The organism is Staphylococcus equorum, from assembly GCF_029024965.1.
GTDB classification, from domain to species: Bacteria; Bacillota; Bacilli; order Staphylococcales; family Staphylococcaceae; genus Staphylococcus; species Staphylococcus equorum.
This window is the reverse complement of record NZ_CP118982.1, coordinates 1,212,885-1,233,663: the sequence shown is the minus strand read 5'-3', so window position 1 is coordinate 1,233,663 and position 20,779 is coordinate 1,212,885. Positions and strand designations below refer to the sequence as shown.

The 20,779-nt window shown below is 32.8% G+C and carries 20 protein-coding genes and 2 other annotated features; of the genes, 1 reads left to right on the top strand and 19 read right to left on the bottom strand.

Annotated elements, in window-relative coordinates; all coding sequences use genetic code 11:
- Positions 1-40 precede the first annotated feature (40 nt).
- The 3 genes from PYW44_RS05975 to PYW44_RS05965 form a co-directional block, all read right to left on the bottom strand.
- The gene (locus tag PYW44_RS05975; RefSeq protein WP_115075985.1) at positions 41-859 is read right to left on the bottom strand and encodes a squalene/phytoene synthase family protein; all 819 of its coding nucleotides are present in this window, start codon (positions 857-859) and stop codon (positions 41-43) included.
- Between the two features lie 317 nt (positions 860-1,176).
- Entirely contained in the window at positions 1,177-2,439 is a 1,263-nt protein-coding gene (locus PYW44_RS05970) for a bifunctional folylpolyglutamate synthase/dihydrofolate synthase (protein WP_021339103.1), read from the bottom strand.
- 11 nt (positions 2,440-2,450) lie between these two features.
- Positions 2,451-5,081, bottom strand: coding sequence for a valine--tRNA ligase (locus tag PYW44_RS05965; RefSeq protein ID WP_021339102.1), 2,631 nt, complete (start codon positions 5,079-5,081; stop codon positions 2,451-2,453).
- 43 nt (positions 5,082-5,124) lie between these two features.
- Positions 5,125-5,366: a binding site (T-box leader), on the bottom strand.
- Between the two features lie 59 nt (positions 5,367-5,425).
- Between PYW44_RS05965 and PYW44_RS05960 the strand changes: the two genes are divergently transcribed.
- Positions 5,426-6,004, top strand: coding sequence for a DNA-3-methyladenine glycosylase I (locus PYW44_RS05960; RefSeq protein ID WP_021339101.1), 579 nt, complete (start codon positions 5,426-5,428; stop codon positions 6,002-6,004).
- A gap of 228 nt (positions 6,005-6,232) precedes the next feature.
- Here PYW44_RS05960 and PYW44_RS05955 read toward each other — a convergent pair whose 3' ends face one another.
- From PYW44_RS05955 to infC, 16 genes are all read right to left on the bottom strand, one after another.
- Positions 6,233-6,397 carry a hypothetical protein gene (locus PYW44_RS05955; protein ID WP_157946294.1) on the bottom strand — a complete coding sequence of 55 codons (165 nt, stop codon included), beginning with the start codon at positions 6,395-6,397 and terminating at the stop codon, positions 6,233-6,235.
- 214 nt (positions 6,398-6,611) lie between these two features.
- The gene (locus PYW44_RS05950) at positions 6,612-7,682 is read right to left on the bottom strand and encodes an AbrB family transcriptional regulator (protein WP_002507391.1); all 1,071 of its coding nucleotides are present in this window, start codon (positions 7,680-7,682) and stop codon (positions 6,612-6,614) included.
- A gap of 95 nt (positions 7,683-7,777) precedes the next feature.
- Entirely contained in the window at positions 7,778-9,061 is a 1,284-nt protein-coding gene (gene hemL, locus PYW44_RS05945) for a glutamate-1-semialdehyde 2,1-aminomutase (RefSeq protein ID WP_064782850.1), read from the bottom strand.
- A gap of 14 nt (positions 9,062-9,075) precedes the next feature.
- Positions 9,076-10,053, bottom strand: coding sequence for a porphobilinogen synthase (gene hemB, locus PYW44_RS05940; protein WP_021339098.1), 978 nt, complete (start codon positions 10,051-10,053; stop codon positions 9,076-9,078).
- Entirely contained in the window at positions 10,043-10,729 is a 687-nt protein-coding gene (locus PYW44_RS05935) for a uroporphyrinogen-III synthase (RefSeq protein WP_002507388.1), read from the bottom strand. The genes hemB and PYW44_RS05935 overlap by 11 nt, the downstream gene beginning before the upstream one ends.
- An 18-nt stretch (positions 10,730-10,747) precedes the next feature.
- Entirely contained in the window at positions 10,748-11,674 is a 927-nt protein-coding gene (hemC, locus tag PYW44_RS05930; RefSeq protein ID WP_021339097.1) for a hydroxymethylbilane synthase, read from the bottom strand.
- A 56-nt stretch (positions 11,675-11,730) separates the two neighbouring features.
- Entirely contained in the window at positions 11,731-12,567 is an 837-nt protein-coding gene (gene ccsA, locus PYW44_RS05925) for a cytochrome c biogenesis protein (protein ID WP_002507386.1), read from the bottom strand.
- A 21-nt stretch (positions 12,568-12,588) separates the two neighbouring features.
- Positions 12,589-13,920 carry a glutamyl-tRNA reductase gene (gene hemA, locus PYW44_RS05920; RefSeq protein ID WP_021339096.1) on the bottom strand — a complete coding sequence of 444 codons (1,332 nt, stop codon included), beginning with the start codon at positions 13,918-13,920 and terminating at the stop codon, positions 12,589-12,591.
- A gap of 171 nt (positions 13,921-14,091) precedes the next feature.
- A complete protein-coding gene (gene yihA / locus PYW44_RS05915) occupies positions 14,092-14,679 on the bottom strand; it encodes a ribosome biogenesis GTP-binding protein YihA/YsxC (protein ID WP_002507384.1) in 588 nt (195 codons plus the stop codon).
- 149 nt (positions 14,680-14,828) lie between these two features.
- The gene (clpX, locus tag PYW44_RS05910) at positions 14,829-16,091 is read right to left on the bottom strand and encodes an ATP-dependent Clp protease ATP-binding subunit ClpX (RefSeq protein WP_002507383.1); all 1,263 of its coding nucleotides are present in this window, start codon (positions 16,089-16,091) and stop codon (positions 14,829-14,831) included.
- A gap of 188 nt (positions 16,092-16,279) precedes the next feature.
- Positions 16,280-17,590 carry a trigger factor gene (gene tig / locus PYW44_RS05905; RefSeq protein ID WP_002507382.1) on the bottom strand — a complete coding sequence of 437 codons (1,311 nt, stop codon included), beginning with the start codon at positions 17,588-17,590 and terminating at the stop codon, positions 16,280-16,282.
- 171 nt (positions 17,591-17,761) lie between these two features.
- Positions 17,762-18,685 (bottom strand): hypothetical protein, encoded by a 924-nt coding sequence (locus PYW44_RS05900; RefSeq protein WP_021339095.1) that lies wholly within the window; start codon positions 18,683-18,685, stop codon positions 17,762-17,764.
- A 12-nt stretch (positions 18,686-18,697) separates the two neighbouring features.
- Positions 18,698-19,309: an NUDIX domain-containing protein gene (locus PYW44_RS05895; RefSeq protein ID WP_021339094.1), complete on the bottom strand. Its 612-nt coding sequence runs from the start codon at positions 19,307-19,309 to the stop codon at positions 18,698-18,700.
- 118 nt (positions 19,310-19,427) lie between these two features.
- Complete coding sequence (gene rplT / locus PYW44_RS05890) at positions 19,428-19,784, bottom strand: 50S ribosomal protein L20 (RefSeq protein WP_002507379.1); 357 nt, start codon at positions 19,782-19,784, stop codon at positions 19,428-19,430.
- A 48-nt stretch (positions 19,785-19,832) separates the two neighbouring features.
- Positions 19,833-20,033, bottom strand: a complete 201-nt coding sequence (rpmI, locus tag PYW44_RS05885) for a 50S ribosomal protein L35 (RefSeq protein WP_002507378.1) — start codon at positions 20,031-20,033, stop codon at positions 19,833-19,835.
- A gap of 26 nt (positions 20,034-20,059) precedes the next feature.
- Positions 20,060-20,587 (bottom strand): translation initiation factor IF-3, encoded by a 528-nt coding sequence (infC, locus tag PYW44_RS05880; RefSeq protein WP_002507377.1) that lies wholly within the window; start codon positions 20,585-20,587, stop codon positions 20,060-20,062.
- Positions 20,588-20,609: 22 nt separating this feature from the next.
- Positions 20,610-20,738: a sequence feature (ribosomal protein L20 leader region), on the bottom strand.
- Between the last annotated feature and the right edge of the window lie 41 nt (positions 20,739-20,779).

Sequence of the window (20,779 nt, the reverse complement as noted above, 5' to 3'; positions counted from 1 at the left end):
TTGTTATTTTTAAAAATAACATAATTCATTATTTTCGATACTATTTTTTCTTAACTTCTTCTACAGTTTCTTCCACTTCTTTACGTGTTATTTTTTCACGGCCATTTTTCATAGCTTTTAAAGATTTATGTGCAAGTGCTAAAGGTAAACGTGCGAATAATATAATCGTTCTCTTATTGAGTGAATCGATATATGCATCTGCTTTTGCTAAGTTTTCATCTGCATAATCAAACAGGTCTGTACGACTCCAACCATCCGGTACAAAACTCACACCACGTTCATCTAAATCTTCTTTCTCATTTCGTAAAATGTTAACAGCTTGAAGTCCACGTCCATAACCAATGGCTAAATCGCGGTCTGTTTTTTCACCAGCACACAATTCCCATAGTTCTGACAGCATGACACCAACACGTCCTGCAACGTAATATGTATATTCATCTAAATCTTCTCGTGTATGAACATCCCAGTTTGCTTTCGCCCATTTTGCCATACCGAATGCCATCTCGCTTGAACAATCTAAAACAATTGGCAAAGTTCTGTCAGGACATGCGTCTATCCACTCACTTAAACGGAGTGTAACTTCAGGCATGAAATCTTTCACAGGACCTAGTATCTCTAGATATTTTTCTTCATCGAAAGGTTCTTTAAATAATTCACTCACTTGCATTAAAATTGTATATTTTAAATCATTATCTACTTCTTCATGATCCTCAATCTCATCAATTGCTCGTAGTATTAAATATGCAGATGCTACTGAATGTTTTAATTCTTTTTCTAAAAAGGTAATCGGAATATAAAACGTACGACTTGTTTCTTTCAGTACACGCATTGCATCCTTTGGAAATTTCTTTTCTGTCATGTTAATCTTTCCCTCCCTTTTGTAAATACTATCATATTATTACAAATTAAAATAGGAATTGCTAAATGGATAAAAAAAGCACTAATAATCATCTGATTTAAACAACGTATAAATTACAATTTATACAAAATATAAAAATATTCAACTTTTTAAAATTTTCCATAAATCTACTATATAAAAAAGCTAGTTACTTTTGCATTAAAGTTAGAATAAATCATTAATCCTGACTCAATAACGCAAAATAATAACTAGCTTTCTCATTGAATAAATATTTATTTAATCAATATCAGCACAGTTTCACTGTTGTTAAATAATATCTAAAAATTAACTTTCGCTTTAACTTCACTAATGAAATATAAACTTCCAGTTATGATTAATCCATCACCTTCATATGTTTCAATAAACTTCACATAATCATCAACAAGTTCTTTTTGATCAAATCGTATTTCTTCAAAAATAGCATCTTTAGTTAATGCTCGAGGAAAATCAAAATCAGTAACATAAAACGTTGAAGCAATTGTTTTAAGTTGGTCTACCATCGTATTAATTGGTTTTCCTTTCACTGCAGAAAATAATATATCTAGACTATCAACGTGATAATAATCTTTCATTGTACTAATCAAAGCTTCAACGCTTTCAACATTATGCGCACCATCAACAATCATTAAAGGCTTTTCTTTAACTTGCTCAATTCTCCCAGTCCAGCTTACTGATTCAATACCATCTATCATCTTATTGAAATCTAAATCAACAATACCTGATTCGTTTAGTTCAATAAGTGCAGTTATTGCTAAAGCTGCGTTTTCTTTTTGATGCTCACCCAACATATTTAATAGTAAGGTTTCTAATTCATAGTCTTTATAACGATAAGTAAATTCTTCTTCTTGTGAAACGATACTAATATCACGATCAAACTCTATGCCTTCAGTATTCTGTTGCTCAACGCAGCCACGAATTACTTTAAGCGCATCTTCATTTTTCACTGCATAGATAATTGGCGTATTAGGTTTAACGATTGCGCCTTTATCTTTTGCTATATCCGTATAAGTATCTCCTAGAATTTCAATGTGGTCTAGTCCTATACTTGTGAGAATTGTTAATATCGGTTTAAAAACGTTCGTTGAATCATTTTTAATCCCTAATCCCGCTTCAACTATTACAAAATCAACGGGGTGTAATTCACCAAAGTATAAAAACATCATCGTAGTAATGATTTCAAATTCAGTGGCTGTTCCAAGCTCTGTTTCAACTTCTAATGCTTCGCTTACTGGTTTTACTTTTTGAACTAATTCAACAATATTGTCATCACTAATCGGTATCCCATTTAAACTTATACGCTCATTAAAGGTTTCAATAAATGGCGAAGTGAAAGTACCCACTTCATATCCATTATCAACAAGCGCTGATCTTAAATATGCAACTGTGGATCCTTTTCCATTTGTGCCACCTACATGAATACCATTTATATTAAATTGAGGATTGTTTAATCGTTCTAACATCCATTCCATACGCTTAACGCCTGGTTTAATGCCAAATTTAGTTCTTTCATGTATCCAATATAAGCTATCTAGGTAATTCATGTTTAGGACTCCTATGCTTTTAATTGATTAATTCGTAATTTAACACCCTCGTATTTTTCTTGATACGTTTGTTTTTTCTCACGTTCTTCATTGATTACTTTTTCAGGTGCTTTATTAACGAAGTTATCGTTTGCTAATTTTTTATTAACACGATCCAATTCTTTTTCCCATTTCCCAAGTTCGTTTTCTAATCTCTCAATTTCTTTATCCATATCGATTAAACCTTCAAGTGGTAAGACAACTTCACCAGCTGTAGTAATAGATGTCATTGCTTTTTCAGGTATTTCAACTGCTGTATCGATTGTAAGTTCACTAGGATGACAGAATCTATCTATATAATTTGAATTATTTAATAGTGTATTTTTAATATTTTCATCTTTTGCTTTAATGAAAATAGGTATTGCTTTAGATAATGGTGTGTTTACTTCCAAACGTGATTGTCTAACAGATTTAATTATTTCAACAAGTTGTTGCATCGTTTCTTTACTTTCATCAAAAATCAATGCATCGTTCACTTTAGGCCAAGGTGCATTAACAATTGTTTCACCTTCATGTGGCAGATTTTGCCAAATTTGTTCAGTAACAAATGGCATGAATGGGTGTAACATTCTCATAGTATTATCTAACACATAAGTTAGTACAGAACGTGTTACTTGTTTCTGAGCTTCATCATCGCTATTCATTGGTATTTTACTCATTTCAATATACCAATCACAAAAATCATCCCAAATGAAATTATAAAGCGTACGACCAACTTCACCAAACTCATACTTGTCACTTAAATCCGTAACGTTAGCAATCGTTTCATTTAAACGCGTTAAAATCCACTTATCTGCTAATGATAAATTACCTGATAAGTCTACATCTTCAACTTTAAAGTCATCGCCAATATTCATTAAACTAAATCGAGCTGCATTCCAAATTTTATTGATAAAATTCCATACAGATTCAACTTTTTCAGTAGAGTAACGTAAATCATGACCTGGTGAAGATCCAGTTGCTAAGAAATATCTCAGACTATCTGCGCCATACTCATCGATAACATCCATTGGATCAACACCGTTACCTAGAGACTTACTCATTTTACGTCCATCTTCTGCACGGACCAATCCATGTAATAATACATCATTAAAAGGACGTTTTCCAGTAAATTCTAATCCTTGGAAGATCATTCTTGCAACCCAGAAGAAAATAATATCATAACCAGTTACTAATGCATTCGTTGGGAAGTAGCGTTGGAAGTCTTCAGCTTCAACATCTGGCCAACCTAATGTTGAAAATGGCCATAATGCACTAGAGAACCAAGTGTCTAATACATCTTCGTCTTGCGTCCAATTTTCAATATCATCTGGTGCTGCTTCACCGACATAAATTTCTCCAGTTTCATTGTGATACCATGCTGGAATTTGATGTCCCCACCATAATTGGCGTGAAATTGTCCAATCTCTAATTTCTTCCATCCAACGGTTAAATGTTTTTTCGAATCTTGCAGGTACAAAGTCGATTCTATCATCAGTTTTTTGATTATCTAATGCTTGTTCTGCTAAAGGTTTCATTTTTACAAACCACTGTGTAGATAAATAAGGTTCTACAACTGCCCCAGAACGTTCAGAATGTCCAACAGAATGTTCATGCTCTTCTATTTTAATAACTAAACCTTCAGATTCTAAATCTTTTACAAGCTGTTCACGGCAGTCAAATCTATCCAAGCCTTCGTATTTACCAGCTTTGTCATTCATCTTACCAGATTCATCCATGACAATAATACGCTCTAAGTCATGACGATTACCGATTTCAAAGTCATTTGGATCATGCGCAGGTGTCACTTTCATTGCACCACTACCGAATTCAATATCCACATAATCGTCTGCTAAGATAGGCAATTCTCTACCAAGTATTGGTAATATAACTTTTTTACCAATGACATCTTTATAACGATCATCATTAGGATTCACAACAATCGCAGTATCACCAAGCATTGTTTCAGGGCGTGTCGTAGCGATTTCTATATATCCTTCGCCATCTGCATAAGGGTATTTAAAATGATAAAATTTACCTTGTACATCTTCATGAATAACTTCAATATCTGATAATGCAGTACGAGCGATAGGATCCCAGTTTATAATATATTCTCCGCGATAGATTAAATCTTTATTATACATATCAACGAATACTTTATTAACTGCTTTACTCAAACCATCATCTAATGTAAATCTTTCTCTGCTGTAGTCTAAACCTAATCCTAGTTTAGCCCACTGTTTTCTAATAAATGTAGCGTATTCTTCTTTCCAGTCCCACGCTTGTTCAAGGAATTTTTCACGTCCTAAATCATGACGAGATAATCCTTGTTCATTTAATTTAGCTTCTACTTTTGCTTGTGTTGCTATACCAGCATGGTCCATACCTGGTAAATACAAAGTATCATAACCTTGCATACGTTTCATGCGTGTAAGTATATCTTGTAAGGTTGTATCCCAAGCGTGCCCTAGATGTAATTTACCAGTTACATTGGGTGGCGGAATAACAATTGTGTAAGTTTCTTTGATATTATCTTCAGATGCTTTAAAATAGCCTTTATTAAGCCATTCTTCATAGCGCCCTGACTCAACTTCGTTCGGATTATATTTTGGTTTCATTTCCATTCGTTAAAATCCTCCTTAAAATAAAAAATCCGCCCTATAAATATTATAGGACGGATTTCCCGTGGTACCACCTAAATTCAAGAAATTAGTTCACTAATTTCAAGCACTTAAAATTATGATTAACGCTCAAACACGCTTCAACCTAATTTACATACAATCACCTTGTAGTATTTCAGCTAAAGTTCAATGTGGGCTACCTTCAATAAGTTAAACTGTACATTTTCAGCAAACATGTACTCTCTGTTAAATCTAAGCCTATTTACTCTTCCCAGTAGACAATATTTCTTTACTTAATTATAGTATAATGGATGTTAAGATAAGTCAATGGAATGGAGTGAAAATATATGAATGAATGCGCATTTGGTACAAAAGATCCGACCTATCTCGAATATCATGATGAAGTGTGGGGCCAACCACTTTATGATAGTTTGAAATTATTTAAACTGATGGCTTTAGAATCACAACATGCTGGTCTTTCCTGGTTAACAATTTTAAAGAAAAAAGCATCTTATGAAGCAGCTTTTTATGACTTTGATCCAGAGCTTATCTCTAGAATGACAACAGATGATATAGATCGCTTGATGACATTTCCTAATATCGTGCATAATAGAAAAAAGATAGAAGCCATTGTAGGACAAGCAAAAGGATATTTTGAAATAGAAAAAGATTTCGGAAGTTTCAGCGATTTTCTTTGGTCATATGTAGATCACCAGCCCATCGATTGTGGATATACAAATCCAAGTGATCGTATAACTGTAGACACACGCGCTACGGAATTATCGAAAACATTAAAGCAGTATGGTTTTAAATTTTTAGGGCCAGTGACAGTTTATTCATTTTTAGAAGCTGCCGGTTTATATAATGCACACATGCAAGCATGTCCTAATAATCCAAAGCATTATCAGGGTAAGGGCTTTAGTTAGCCATATATTAATTCCTTTCAAGGAAGGTTTGTTTTTCAATTTTTTTACTATAATCCAACAAAGTTCTACGACCAAACTAAGAATATTTCTCTAGAAAATTAAAAAATGCCAACAAATCCATAAGGTTTTGTTGGCATTTTTTAATTGTAAGTTCACAGAGTAACGATTCTACATTTCTATATTCTTTATTTTCAAATAAATAGTAAGGTCTTTAAAATTTCAAAACCTTTATAAATCTCGTTTTTTGTGACTATTTTTAACAATCTTTTTATTTTTATACAATCTAATTATAAGTAAAGTCAATAACACTGCGACGATACCTTTAACACTATCGTAAGTCAGTATGACATTGACCCATAGAAGAATAATGGCCATGATATAATTAAATTTCATAATATATGTTAGAAATACTTTATTACTTGCGACTTTTGTTTCACCATATTCGCTCAAAAAGCAGAGTCACTTTAACTTTAAAAGTTATTTGATATGCCTATATCACATTTTCTAACACGGTCTCACCCTCTCTATATCATAGTATTGTGTATAAAAGTAGTAATATATAATTGTGCTGATATTGTTCAAATGTCTAATTAAAAATATCATCTGTTTAGTTAAGTTTTTTTTCACGATGTTTCAAGAACACGTTTATCGCTGGAGCAATTAAGAATAAAATAAAGAATATTCTAAAGATATGATAACTAGAAATCAATGCGACATCCGCACCTGTTTCTAACGCTACAATAACAATTTGACTCATGCCACCTGGAGCAGCGCCCAAGAATAATTCATTTACTGAATGAGTCGAAAATGTAGAGATAATAAGCACCATTACGAAAGCTAATAATATGAGGAATGTATTTTGAAAAGCGATTGCGACGGCAATCCGTCCTTTCATCTGATCTAATAAGAGTGCAATTTGAACGCCAATTCTAATCATATATATGACTTGTGCAGCTGCAATAATATAATTATCTAATGTAAAGTTAGCACCTGTCAACAAATTCCAACATATTAAAACAAGAACTGGTGCAAGTATCTGTTTAGTTGGAAAATTAATTTTACCCATTATGACATAAACAATGATTACAGCTAGTGTCAAAAATATGATACTAGGAATTGATAAAGCTTCAGTCAATATTGCTGTTACTTCAGATCCACCAGTCGCTAATTCTTGTGCGTCTTTAAAAAAATATGAAATGAAAGGCACGAGAATAACCACAAATATAATTCTCGAAGTTTGGGTCAAACTTACTACCATAATATCTGCTTTTTTATTTTCTTCAGCCATAATCAACATTTGACTCAATGCGCCTGGAATGACACTAAGTATTGCTGTTTCAGTATTCACTTTTGCTATTTTTTTGAAAAAATAAGCAATGATTAATGCGAGACCAAGTAATAACACTGTAATTATAACAATGGTAAACCAATCATCTTTAATATCTAAAATAACTTCTTTAGTAAAAGTAGAGCCAATTTGAACACCTAATAACACTAAACCAATCTGACTTAGCCAAAATGGCCAATTTACTTCTAAATGCAAATATCTCACGCAGATGATACTTGCAATAATAGGACCAAACATAAATGGTAATAATATATGGGCCGCGTTAAGTATGAAACTTAAAAATAAGGCTAATGCTAAAACGATGATATTGTTTCTTAATTGCTTATTCATGTACTCACAACTTTCATAGGTATCATTATACTTCATTGTACTTTACATATAAAAGAGCCCGATCAACACATGGTTGTTCGGGCTAAAAATAAACTTTATACAATTCGACTTAGAGCAGTATCAAATGCTTGTATTGTTTGTTCAATATCAGCTTCTGTATGCGCTGTTGAAAGAAATGTTCCTTCAAATTGGGAAGGCGGTAAGAATACGCCTTCTTTTGCCATTTCTCTATACATTTGACTAAACAATTCTAAATCGCTCTTATTTGCTTGTTCAAAGTTTGTAACCGGCCCTGCATTTAAGAAATATCCTATCATAGAACCAGCACGATTTACAGTGATTGGCACATGATGTTTTGCAAAGACCTCTTTCAAACCTTCTTCTAATTTGTCACCTAATTTATTAAAATAATCATATGACTCAGGAGTTAATTGACTTAGTGTTTCATAACCACTTGTCATAGCTAATGGATTCCCTGATAACGTACCAGCTTGATAAATATCACCAGCTGGCGCAATTTGATCCATAATTTCTTTCTTACCACCAATAGCACCAACAGGCAAGCCACCACCGATTACTTTACCCAAACAAGTTAAATCTGGTGTTACATTGAAGTAACCTTGCGCACAATTGTATCCAACTCTAAACCCTGTCATCACTTCATCAAAAATAAGCAATGAACCATATTCTGTAGTGATGTCTCTTAAGCCTTGTAAAAATCCTTCAACTGGAGGTACAACGCCCATATTACCAGCTACAGGTTCTACTATAACACCAGCAATATCGTCTCCAAATTCTTCAAATGCGACTTTTAGCGCATCTAAGTCATTATATGGGACTGTGATTGTATTTTTTGCAATACCTTCAGGAACACCTGGAGAATCAGGTAAACCAAGTGTTGCGACGCCAGACCCTGCTTTGATTAATAGTGAGTCACTATGACCATGATAACAACCGATAAATTTAATGATTTTATTACGACCAGTATAACCACGTGCTAAGCGTAATGTATCAAGTGTTGCTTCAGTACCAGATGACACCATACGTATTTTTTCAATAGATGGCACACGATCAATAACGAGTTCGGCTAATTTATTTTCTTGGAGTGTGGAAGCACCGAAACTTGTCCCTTTATCCACTGCTTCATGAATTTTATCAATCACCTGCTTGTTTTTATGTCCTAAAATTAATGGTCCCCAACTTAGAACGTAATCGATGTATTCATTACCATCAATATCATATATTCTTGAACCTTCACCATGGTCCATAAATATTGCTGGTGTATCTACTGATTTGAAAGCTCTTACTGGACTATTGACACCGCCAGGCATCAATTGTTCAGCTTTTACCATCGCTTTTTCAGAATTTGTGTAACGCATTCTAAATAACCTCCTTATTGTTCATCAATATATTTACAAATATCTTTTGAAAAATACGTAATAATTAAATCTGCGCCTGCACGCTTCATTGAAATCATTTGTTCCATAACTACCGCTTTTTCATCAATCCAGCCATTTAGCGCTGCTGCTTTTGTCATGCTATACTCTCCACTTACATTATAAGCGACTACAGGTACGTTTGTAGTATTTCGAACATCTCTAATGATATCTAAGAAACTTAGAGCAGGTTTAACAATCATCATGTCTGCTCCTTCGTTTAAATCACTATCAAGCTCTCTAAGTGCTTCTCTTCTATTTGCAGGATCCATTTGATATGTTTTGCGATCACCAAACTGTGGTGCAGATTCTGCTGCATCACGGAATGGACCGAAGAAACTAGAAGAATATTTAATGCCATAACTCATAATTGGCACATTATAATAACCAGCTTCATCTAGACCCGCTCTAATTTCAGCAACGAATCCGTCCATCATGTTACTTGGCGCAATAATGTCAGCACCAGCTTCAACTTGAGAAATTGCAGTCTTAACAAGTAATGGTAGTGACTTATCATTATCAACATCTTTCGTCTCATGATTAATCACACCACAGTGACCATGGTCTGTATATTCACATAAACACGTATCCGCAATGATTAATAAGTCATTGTACATAGACTTCGCTTTTCTTGTTGCTTCTTGAATGATGCCGTTATGATCATAAGCACCTGTACCAACTTCATCTTTTTCATTTGGCACACCAAAAAACATGATGCCTCTTATACCTAATTCATACGCTTCTTTAATTTCTTCACCTAATAAATTTAAACTAATTTGGTAAATGCCAGGCATAGATTTAATTTCTGTTTTCACATTATCACGTTCAACTACAAAGATTGGATAAATTAAATCTTCTTTGCGAACGTGCGTTTCACTCACCATGTTTCTTAGTGATTTACTACTACGTAATCTTCTGTGTCTATCAAATTGCATTATCTTCCCAACTTTCTAAAGTTTTTTGAATTAATGATTCTAAAGTTTGAATTTCTGCCATCGTGCCCTGAACATTAAATGTATTTAATGTGTCCAATGTTTGTTGACCAATGACAAAATAATTATTAAAAGGTATATAGTGATGACTTTCAAAAAAATATCGCACAGCTGAGGAACTCGCAAAAGTAATAGCATCTACTTTATTTTCAGCTATGAGATTTAAGACTTCATTTATATTCTCAGTATGTGGAACAGGTTTATATAAGTCAATTTTTCTAACTAAATAACCTTGCTGTTTTAAACCATTTTGTAATAAGGTTCTTGCTGCTGCGCTTGATGGTAGTAAAATGCGACTGCCTTTTACCGCTTCAAACTCCTCAAGAAAACCTTCTTGTGAATAATCTGTGGGACAAAACGAAACATCTAGACCTAAAGTTTTGCAATAATCAGCAGTTTTTTCACCAATTACTGCAATTTTTTGTATATTTAACTTATGTAAATATGATTGAAAATGTTTCACAGCTTTTTTAGACGAAAAAATAAGCCAGTCATAGTTAACATCTAGCAAATTCAAATCAAAGGATAAAGGCTCTACATCTATGAAGGGCTTGTGTAGAATACATGTATCTTCTTTGTTAAATTCACTAGTTTGTGTCATTACTATCACTGGTCTCATTATTTTCACCTCAAACGATTATTGTTCTTCGTTTAGTGCCTTTATTATTTCATATGCACCTTGTGCATTTAAAACTTCAGTTACTTTTTCACCGATTTCAACTGGATTCTCTCCACGCTCAGTATGCTCATAACGTTCTTTACCGTCTGGAGACATAATTAAGCCTGTGAATTCGATTGTACCATCATTACTTTTCGTAGCATAGCCGCCGATTGGAACTTGGCAACTGCCGTTCATACGCTCTAAGAATGTTCTTTCAGCAGTAACACAATCCGCTACATCTTCATTGTGAACTTGCTTAAGTAATGCTAACAGCTCTTCATCATCCGCACGACATTCAATACCTAATGCGCCTTGTCCAATGGCTGGTATTAAAGTCTCTTTATCTAAATAAGTTGTCACGATATCATCTGACCAGCCCATACGTTTCAAACCGGCAGCTGCAAGTAAAATTGCATCAAAATCTTCAGTTTCTAACTTACTTAAACGTGTATCAATGTTGCCTCGTATCCATTTTATTTGTAATTTAGGATATTTCGCAAGTATTTGAGCACCACGGCGTAAAGAGCTTGTACCTACGATACTATTATCAGGAAGTTCATGTAAAGGGACATGATTCTTAGCAATGTACGCATCATATGGATTTTCACGATCTGGTATGCAACCTAGAGTTAATCCTTCTGGTATGACGCTAGGCACATCTTTTAAGGAATGTATCGCCATATCTATACCATGATTAAATAATTCATTTTGAATTTCTTTTACAAACAGCCCTTTACCGCCTACTTTAGATAATTGTTTATCTATAATACGGTCACCTTTTGTTACTATTTCTTTAATTTCAATATCTAATTCTGGATCAACAGCTTTTAATTTTTCAATAAATTGTTGGCTTTGTGTTATAGCTAACTTACTTCTACGTGAACCAACGATTAACTTACGCATCAGGCGCAACCTCCTAGAAATGACTATATTTAACAATTAACCTTTTCTATCTGTAATCATATTCCTGTCCATTGATGAAAATCGGATATATGAGAAGCAAAAATCAAATTAATCATACTTAAGCAAAATAAGCTGAGATTAAAATAAATCAAATTATGTTTGCTTAACGTATGTCTTACTCTAAAGATGATATATATACCATACAGCAATGCAATAATTATAGACATCACTACTTTGGGATCATTCAATATGTGTAATCCTAAAGTATTTATACCCCATTGTGTACCTAAAATGATACTTAATATGATAAATATAAAACCAATTAGACTACTATAAAACACAACTTGTTCTAGTGTAGCTACACTACCGATTCTAAAATATTTTTGATTAAATCTTTTTTGCTTTAAATTTTTATACTGTATTAAATATAATATACAATTAACAAATGCAAAAGCAAACAGGGCATAACTTATAATTGCAAAGGCAATATGTACTATTAACAATTCGTTTATAATACTTAATTTATCTCCTGCACTCTGATAATGCATAGGTTGAAACGTATTTATAGCAATTAATACAAAACCAATTAAATTAAATAAAAATATCGAAAAATTTATTTGCTTGATCACACTAATCACTATAGAAATAGAAATAATCAACCAAGCTAATGCAAAAAATACATCAAAAACATTACCTAATGGAATCTGTTTCGTTACATTAGCATAAATAGATAAAGAGATTGTTTGTAACACCCAAACAATCCCTAATGTAACAAAACCAATTTTTCTAACTTTATAATGCTTTTTCACAAAATCAAAAAAGTAACAAGCAATACTAAATAAATAAATTAATAATATAAGTTCATTTAATCTTATAAATGAAAATTCTTGCATATTATCACCATTTGCATATGCTTATTCAAAACTTAATATTTGACTAGTTGGCACTTCACTTCTTCTTTTTTTAGGTTCATAAGCTTGTTCAGCTTCAATGTCAAAAATGTTTTGAAACAGCTCTAATTTTTCGTTACTATTTCTATCATTACTCAATTCTTTTGCTTGTTTGATTGGATCTTTCAACATTTGATTTATGATACTTTTAGTATGTTTTGAAATGATTTTACGTTCTCTCTCACTGAGTGCAGGCAATTTTCTATCAATACTATTCATAGTATCTTCCTGTATATTCATAGCTTTTTCTCTTAAGGCACGAATAACAGGTACAACACCTAACATACTTACCCATTCGTTATGTGCTACAATCTCACCAGGGATACGTTGCATAATGTCATTTGCTGCTATTTGACGTTCTCTAAGATTAGCATCCACTAATCCTTTCAAGTCATCTACATCATAATTAAATACATCTTGAACTGTATTAATATTAGGTTCTATGTCTCTTGGAACAGCAATATCTATTAAAACAAGTGAATCACTTTTGCGTTCTGTTGAAATAGAACGCATCATATCATTTGTCACAATATATTCGTCTGAACTTGTTGAACTGATAACAATGTCCACATTAGCTAAAAGTTTTGGTAATGATTCCATTGATTCAAATTTCACATGATGTTTCATTGCTAATTTTTGAGCTTTACTCAATGTTCTATTAACAACTGTAATATCTGTGACACCTGAACCAATTAAATTCAAGAGTGACAATTCACTCATATCCCCTGCACCAATAATCAAAGCTTGCTTGTTGTCAATTTTGCCAAATACTTTTTTGCTTAGTTCAACAGCCGCATAAGAAACACTTACTGCATTGTCTGCAATATCTGTTTCATTATGAGCTTTTTTCGCAAAAGTAATTGCTTGTTTAAAAAGATGATTAAATATAGTACCTGTTGTATCTTCTTCTTGAGCTAATAAGAATGCATCTCTAATTTGTCCAAGAATTTGAGTTTCACCAAGAACAACAGAATCTAAGCCTGAAGTAACATGCAATAAATGATTTACTGCGTCGTCCCCCACTTTTACTTCAGTCATTTCTTTAATATCTTCAACATCAAATCCAAAAGATCTCGCTAAAAATCGTTGTATATAATAACGACCTGTATGAATTTGATCCGCAACTGCGTATACTTCTGTGCGATTACAAGTTGATAATATAACATTTTCTAAAATAGATTTTGTTTCAAATAAATCAACATTGGCTGAACGTATGGCATCATCTTTAAAAGCAACTTTTTCTCTCAATGCTACATCTGCTGTACGATGATTTATGCTAACCGCAATTAAATGCATTTATAACGCCCTCCATACATATTACAATAAGTAAATTATAACACAATTACGACATGAGTTAACCATCTTGCTCGAGTAAATTATAATTCTTCTAATTTACATTCAAAATGTTGACATAATTGTACTAAATTCAACCTATTTATAGCAAAACATATTTCTTCAATGTAATGATTACAAATAACTTTCAATCATATCCCATATTTTTTGTTGTTTGTCTTTTTTAATTGAAGAATAGCTTATAATCTCGTCCTCAGCTTCCATTTCTAATTTTTGCTGAATCTTCGCTAAATGCTTCTGTACTTTACCCTTAGCAATTTTATCTTCTTTCGTAGCTACAACTAGTGTTGGAATTTCATAGTATTTAAGATAATTGTACATAATAATATCGTCTTCTGTTGGGTTATGTCGTAAATCAACAAGTTGAATTACAAGCTTCAATGATTCTCTTTGTGAAATATATCTTTCAATCATTTTACCAAATGCTTCACGTTGCGATTTGCTTACTTTCGCATAGCCATAACCAGGCACATCAACAAATACAAGTTGATTATCTATATTATAGAAATTAAGTGTTTGTGTCTTACCAGGTCGTTGAGATGTTCTTGCCATATTCTTTCGACCAATCATACTATTGATAAACGTTGACTTACCTACGTTAGATCTACCACTTAGGCCAACTTCACTTAAACCGGTTTCTGGATACTGTTCCGGTTTTACTGCACTAATTAATAATTCTATTTCATTAGGATTAACTTTCATTATCGTCCCTCTTTTCTTCTTAACTCATTGTTTATTATATTACACTATGACTTATATGAATATGTATTTTTATTTTACCTATACTTTCTTTTTAAAAATAAATGCCCTAAGTTGCATATATACAACTTAGGGCATTCGATTCACCTAATTTAAGCAGAAGTTTGTTCCTTGTTTACAAGGTTGCCTTCTTTATCGTATAGTTCAGGATTTTTTTCTTCATTAATTGTTTCTTCTGTAATCACGACTTTTACAACACCTTCAGATGAAGGCACGTCATACATAATATCAATTAACGCTTCTTCTATAATTGAACGAAGACCACGTGCGCCTGTTTTACGTTCAATTGCTTTATCACTGATTGCAGATAATGCTTCGTCAGTAAATACCAACTCTACATCATCAAGCTCTAACATTTTAGTATATTGTTTCACTAAAGCATTTTTAGGCTGAGTTAGAATATTTTTCAGGGCGTCTACATCTAATGTTTCTAAGTTAGCAACAATAGGAACACGACCGATAAATTCTGGAATCAAACCGTAAGATTGTAAATCTTCAGGTCTGATTTGTTCAAGTATTGCATCTTCATCATATTTTGAAGCTTCACTACTTGCAAATCCGATTACTTTCTCACCTAATCTACGTTTAATTACTTCATCTATACCATCAAAGGCACCACCAAGAACAAATAAAATGTTAGTTGTGTCAATTTGAATTAACTCTTGGTTAGGATGCTTACGACCGCCTTGCGGTGGTACGCTTGCAGTTGTACCTTCTAATATTTTAAGCAGTGCTTGTTGTACACCTTCACCAGATACATCACGAGTAATAGATGTATTTTCTGATTTTCTAGCTATTTTGTCAATTTCATCGACATAAATAATACCTTTTTCAGCTTTATCAATATCAAAATCAGCTGCTTGCATTAAGCGTAGTAAGATGTTTTCAACATCGTCACCTACGTAACCAGCTTCAGTTAAACTTGTAGCATCAGCAATTGCAAAAGGTACGTCTAATGTTCTAGCTAATGTTTGTGCTAAAAGTGTTTTACCACTACCAGTAGGTCCAATTAAAGCGATATTACTTTTTTGTAATTCAACTTCATCTTCATTTGGTCCTAAATTCTGTACACGTTTATAATGATTGTAAACAGCTACAGCTAATGATTTCTTAGCCTTTTCTTGACCGATTACATAATCATTCAATTGGTTCATAATTTCTTTTGGAGTTGGTAATTCAGTTAACCCTTCAGGTTCCGATTGAGCTAATTCTTCTTCTACAATTTCTGAACATAACTCAATACACTCATTACAAATATAAACGCCACTTCCTGCAACTAGCTTTTTAACTTGATCTTGGTCTTTGCCACAGAAAGAACATTTTAAATTTTCTTCATCTTCGTTGAATTTGAACATTCTATTTACACCCCTATTCCCTAAAGACTATACTAAATAGCATTTTAATATGCAACTTACAACTTTCACAAGTTATTTGCTTTAAAAATAGTGTAGCAGATACATTATTTGAATGCATCTGCTACTGGTTTACTATATTAAACGACCAACATATAATTCACAAAATAATTTGCTCTTTTTATATTTAGTTACGCTTCAGTGTCATCTTTAGATGGTTCTACTAATTTTGCTTCTTTAACTAATAAATCGATAACATTTTGGATACGAACATCATTTTTAACGATATCAGTATTACCAAGTGTTTGTTTAATATCTTCTACTGACATATTAAATTGTCCACTCATTTTTTCTAGTTCTTTATCGATATCAGCTTCAGTTACTTCAATTTCTTCTGCATCAGCAATAGCAGTTAATGTTAAGTTTGTTTTAACACGTTCTTCTGCATCATCTTTCATTTGTTCTCTTAATTGCGACTCATCTTGACCAGAAATTTGGTAATAAGTTTCTAAATTAAGACCTTGTTGTTGCATACGTTGTCCAAATTCTTGAACCATACGATCTAACTCAGTGTTAATCATAGCGTCTGGAATTTCAACAGAAGCATTATTTGATGCTTTGCTAATTGCTTCTTCTTTTTGATTATTCTCAGCGTCAGTTTCTTTTTGCTCAGTTAGTTTTTTACGTAAGTTTTCTTTGTATTCATCAACAGTGTTTGCTTCTGCGTCTAATTCATTCGCAATCTCATCTGTTAGTTCTGGAACGTCTTTATATTTAATTTCATTTACTTTAGCTTTGAAAGTAGCTTCTTTTCCAGCTAATTCTTCAGCATGGTATTCTTCTGGGAAAGTTACAGTAACATCTTTTTCTTCTCCAATTTTAACACCAACTAATTGTTCTTCGAATCCTGGAATAAATGAACCTGAACCAATTTCAAGGTCATAGCCTTCAGCTTGTCCACCTTCAAATTGTTCGCCATCAACGTAACCATCAAAGTCGATGTTAACTGTGTCACCATCTTCAACAGCACCATCTTCTTTAACTACCATTTCAGCTAAGTGACCTAATTGGTGATCAATTGATTCTTGTAATTCTTCTTCAGTTAATTCAACATTTTGTTTTTCAATTTCAAGACCTTTATAGTCTCCTAACTCAATTTCAGGTTCAACTACTACACTCGCTTCGAATGTCATATCGCTACCTTTTTCCATTGTAGTTACATTGATTTCTGGTTGATCAACTGGTTTAATTCCAGTTTCGTCAATAGCTTCACCATAAGCTTCTGGTAATAAGATATCAACGGCATCTTGATATAGTGCTTCTACGCCAAAGCGTTGTTCAAAAATTTGGCGAGGTACTTTCCCTTTACGGAAACCTGGCACGTTTATTTGTTTAACTACTTTTTTGAAAGCTTGATCAATTGCTTTGTCTACTTTTTCTGCTGGAACTGTAACGGTTAATACTCCTTCGTTACCTTCCTTTTTTTCCCAAGTTGCTGTCATGTATAAAAACCTCCATGAATATCCTATTTTATTTTTTCAACTTCATTATTATATCATACGTCAATGCTCTACACAAACACTGAGTTTACAAATAATATTGAATGAATAATTGAAATTAATTTAATTATTATTTTACTACTATTATTAATTACCCAAAAATTTAAACATTAATTATTCATGCATATCAATTGAAGTAATTAAATTAACAATAGTATTAGTTGTGTCTAAGCTTTCTAAACCTAACATTGATTTGAAATAGTTTGTGTAAGCTTCAATCCATTCATTTTCAGATGCTATGCTCTCTATGTCTAACGGGTAAAGTAAAATAGCATGGTTGTTCATAAGATGAAGTGCTTCTTCTACAATTTGTGCTGCATCATCTTCCATTTGCTTAATGACTTCTGGAATAATTTTAATCTTAAACAGCGTTTGTTCAAGACCGGAAAGATGATTTGGATTCACTTCAACTGTATAACCAAATTTCTGAACACGAATGTTTTGATTGTATCCGGCAAAACGTAAATATTCAAGCATTATACTCACAACATTCGGTGCAAGTTCAATTTCATTAATAATATTTACCACTGTTTCTTGATAACGATACTGATTATGATCTATTAAAGTTAAGATTGTACTAATTTGTTCACGTAATGACAACGACTCAAAATCACGGAGCATTTCTGCTGCATGCGCATTATGTTTATCAATTTGACTTAGGGCATATTCTTTTAATGGAAATAGTTCCATTCTCGTTTTATGATCATTGACTTCATCAATAATTTGATTAATGACGTCAACGACTTCAAAATATTGTCCTAACCCGTTTAAACTTTTTACATAATAAACCATAAGGTCATCATACTTAGTAATACCTTGTTTCAGTAAAATAATAGCTTCTTCACGCAATTCAAGATAATGTCCCATTTTGTATAACATGGCACATTTCAATAGAGACATTTGCTCATCTAATTCAAATTGTTTTTCAAAATCTTCAAACAGGTCATACATTTGATCTAATTCATTATTGTTAAAAGATTGTTTGATTTCTCTTATTAGTTTATCTTTTGAACGTGGAAAGGGAATGATATCAGACATTTTTATGCACCTCTATTGTATTGACTGTAATATTAACGTACTCCATGTTTCAAAATCATCATAATTATCTATTTTACTTTGATTCACCCATTTTATTTTTAAAGTATCTGTTTCTTTAGCTTCAACATCATTACTATTCACTTTAATTTTGAACACTACACCTAAATGAACTTCGCCAACTTCATTTGTATCATCATTAATAAAACCTATGTATGCTAAATTTTGTGTTTTACTATCTGACAGACCTACTTCTTCTTCAAGTTCTCTTTGTGCATTAATGCGCAATACTTCATTGATAGATTCAGCACCTTTTACATCGTTCATATGTCCACCGACACCGATTGAAGATTGACCATGCAAACGTGATTCTCCACCACCTGCTAATCTCTCATACACTAAAATTTCATCATTCTCATTTTCTAAAATACAATAAGATACCAATTGTTTATATGTCGGATCTTCCTCCATATCTCCACGACGCTTAATTTCATACTTTGAAAGTGCGTCAAAGATATCTTGACCCTTTTCAGAATTTTTATCAAGAAAACCGTTAAATTGATTCTTTTCACTATTAAATAAAATTGTTCTTGGTACTACCGTAATCATTTCATCAAATTTAGACATAAATTTCTCCTTCATATATGGCTTCTAAGCCATTTTATCAAATGATAGTTATTTATCAAAACGTTAATAGATACAAAAATAAAGAGATGTACGAATTGTACATCTCTTTATTTGAGAATTATTTTAAAGCGTCTTTAGCTTTAGCAACTAATTCACCGAAAGCTTTTTCATCTGAAATAGCAATTTCAGAAAGCATTTTACGGTTAACATCGATTCCAGCTTTTTTCAAACCGTTCATTAATCTTGAATAGCTCATGTCATGTTGACGTGCAGCTCCATTAATACGTGTAATCCATAATCTACGGAAATCACGTTTTCTTTGACGACGGTCGCGGAATGCGTACTGTCCTGATTTCATTACTTGTTGTTTTGCTACTTTATATAAAGTTCTTTTTGAACCAAAGTAACCTTTAGCTAATTTAATCGTCTTTTTACGACGAGCTCTTGTTACCGTTCCACCTTTAACACGTGGCATAATAAATTCCTCCTCAAAATATCTTCAATCTTTTTTATCTGTCGTTACTTATTTTTTATAAGCTAATAATTGTTTAACGCGTTTCATATCTGATTTGCTCACTAATGAAGCTTTACGTAATTTACGTTTTTGTTTAGTTGTTTTGTTTGCAAACATATGTGAAGTGAAAGCTCTAGAACGTTTTAATTTACCTGAACCAGTTCTTTTAACACGTTTTGCTGCTCCACGGTGTGTTTTCATTTTAGGCATGATTCAATTCCTCCTGTAGTATCTTTTTATTTTTCGTTAAGTGGGTTAAGCATGATGAACATTTGGCGTCCATCCATTTTAGGTCTTTGCCCAATTGTAGCGATATCTTTACATTCTTCTGCAAATTTTTCTAATACGCGTTGACCAATTTCTTTATGCGTAATAGCACGCCCTCTGAAACGAATTGAAACTTTACATTTGTCGCCTTTTTCTAAGAATTTACGTCCGTTCTTCAATTTAGTTTGGAAATCATGTTCCTCAATTGTTGGACTTAAACGAATTTCTTTAAGGTTAATAACTTTTTGTTTCTTCTTCATTTCTTTTTCTTTTTTCTGTTGTTCGAATTTGTACTTACCATAATCCATGATTTTCGCAACAGGTGGTTTAGCGTTAGGCGACATAATAACTACATCGAGTTCTACGCGCTCTGCCATTTCTAAAGCTTCTGCTTTAGATTTAATACCGATCTGTTCTCCGTCATGTCCGATTAAACGTAATTCTTTTGCACGAATCTTTTCGTTAACTTGAGTCTGATCTTTTGCTATGGTTGACACCTCCAAGATTTTTACGAAATTATCCCAAGAAAAAGAGCGAGTATATAATATACCCGCTCTTCTTTACACACAACAATGTCGTATGTATATAGACCTGCCAACTACTATTAGTGTCGCAACAGGTGAGAAGCGGGAGCTTCTACTTGGTTCGTTTCGTATTCAACATTACCTATCTTAGCAACAATTCATTAG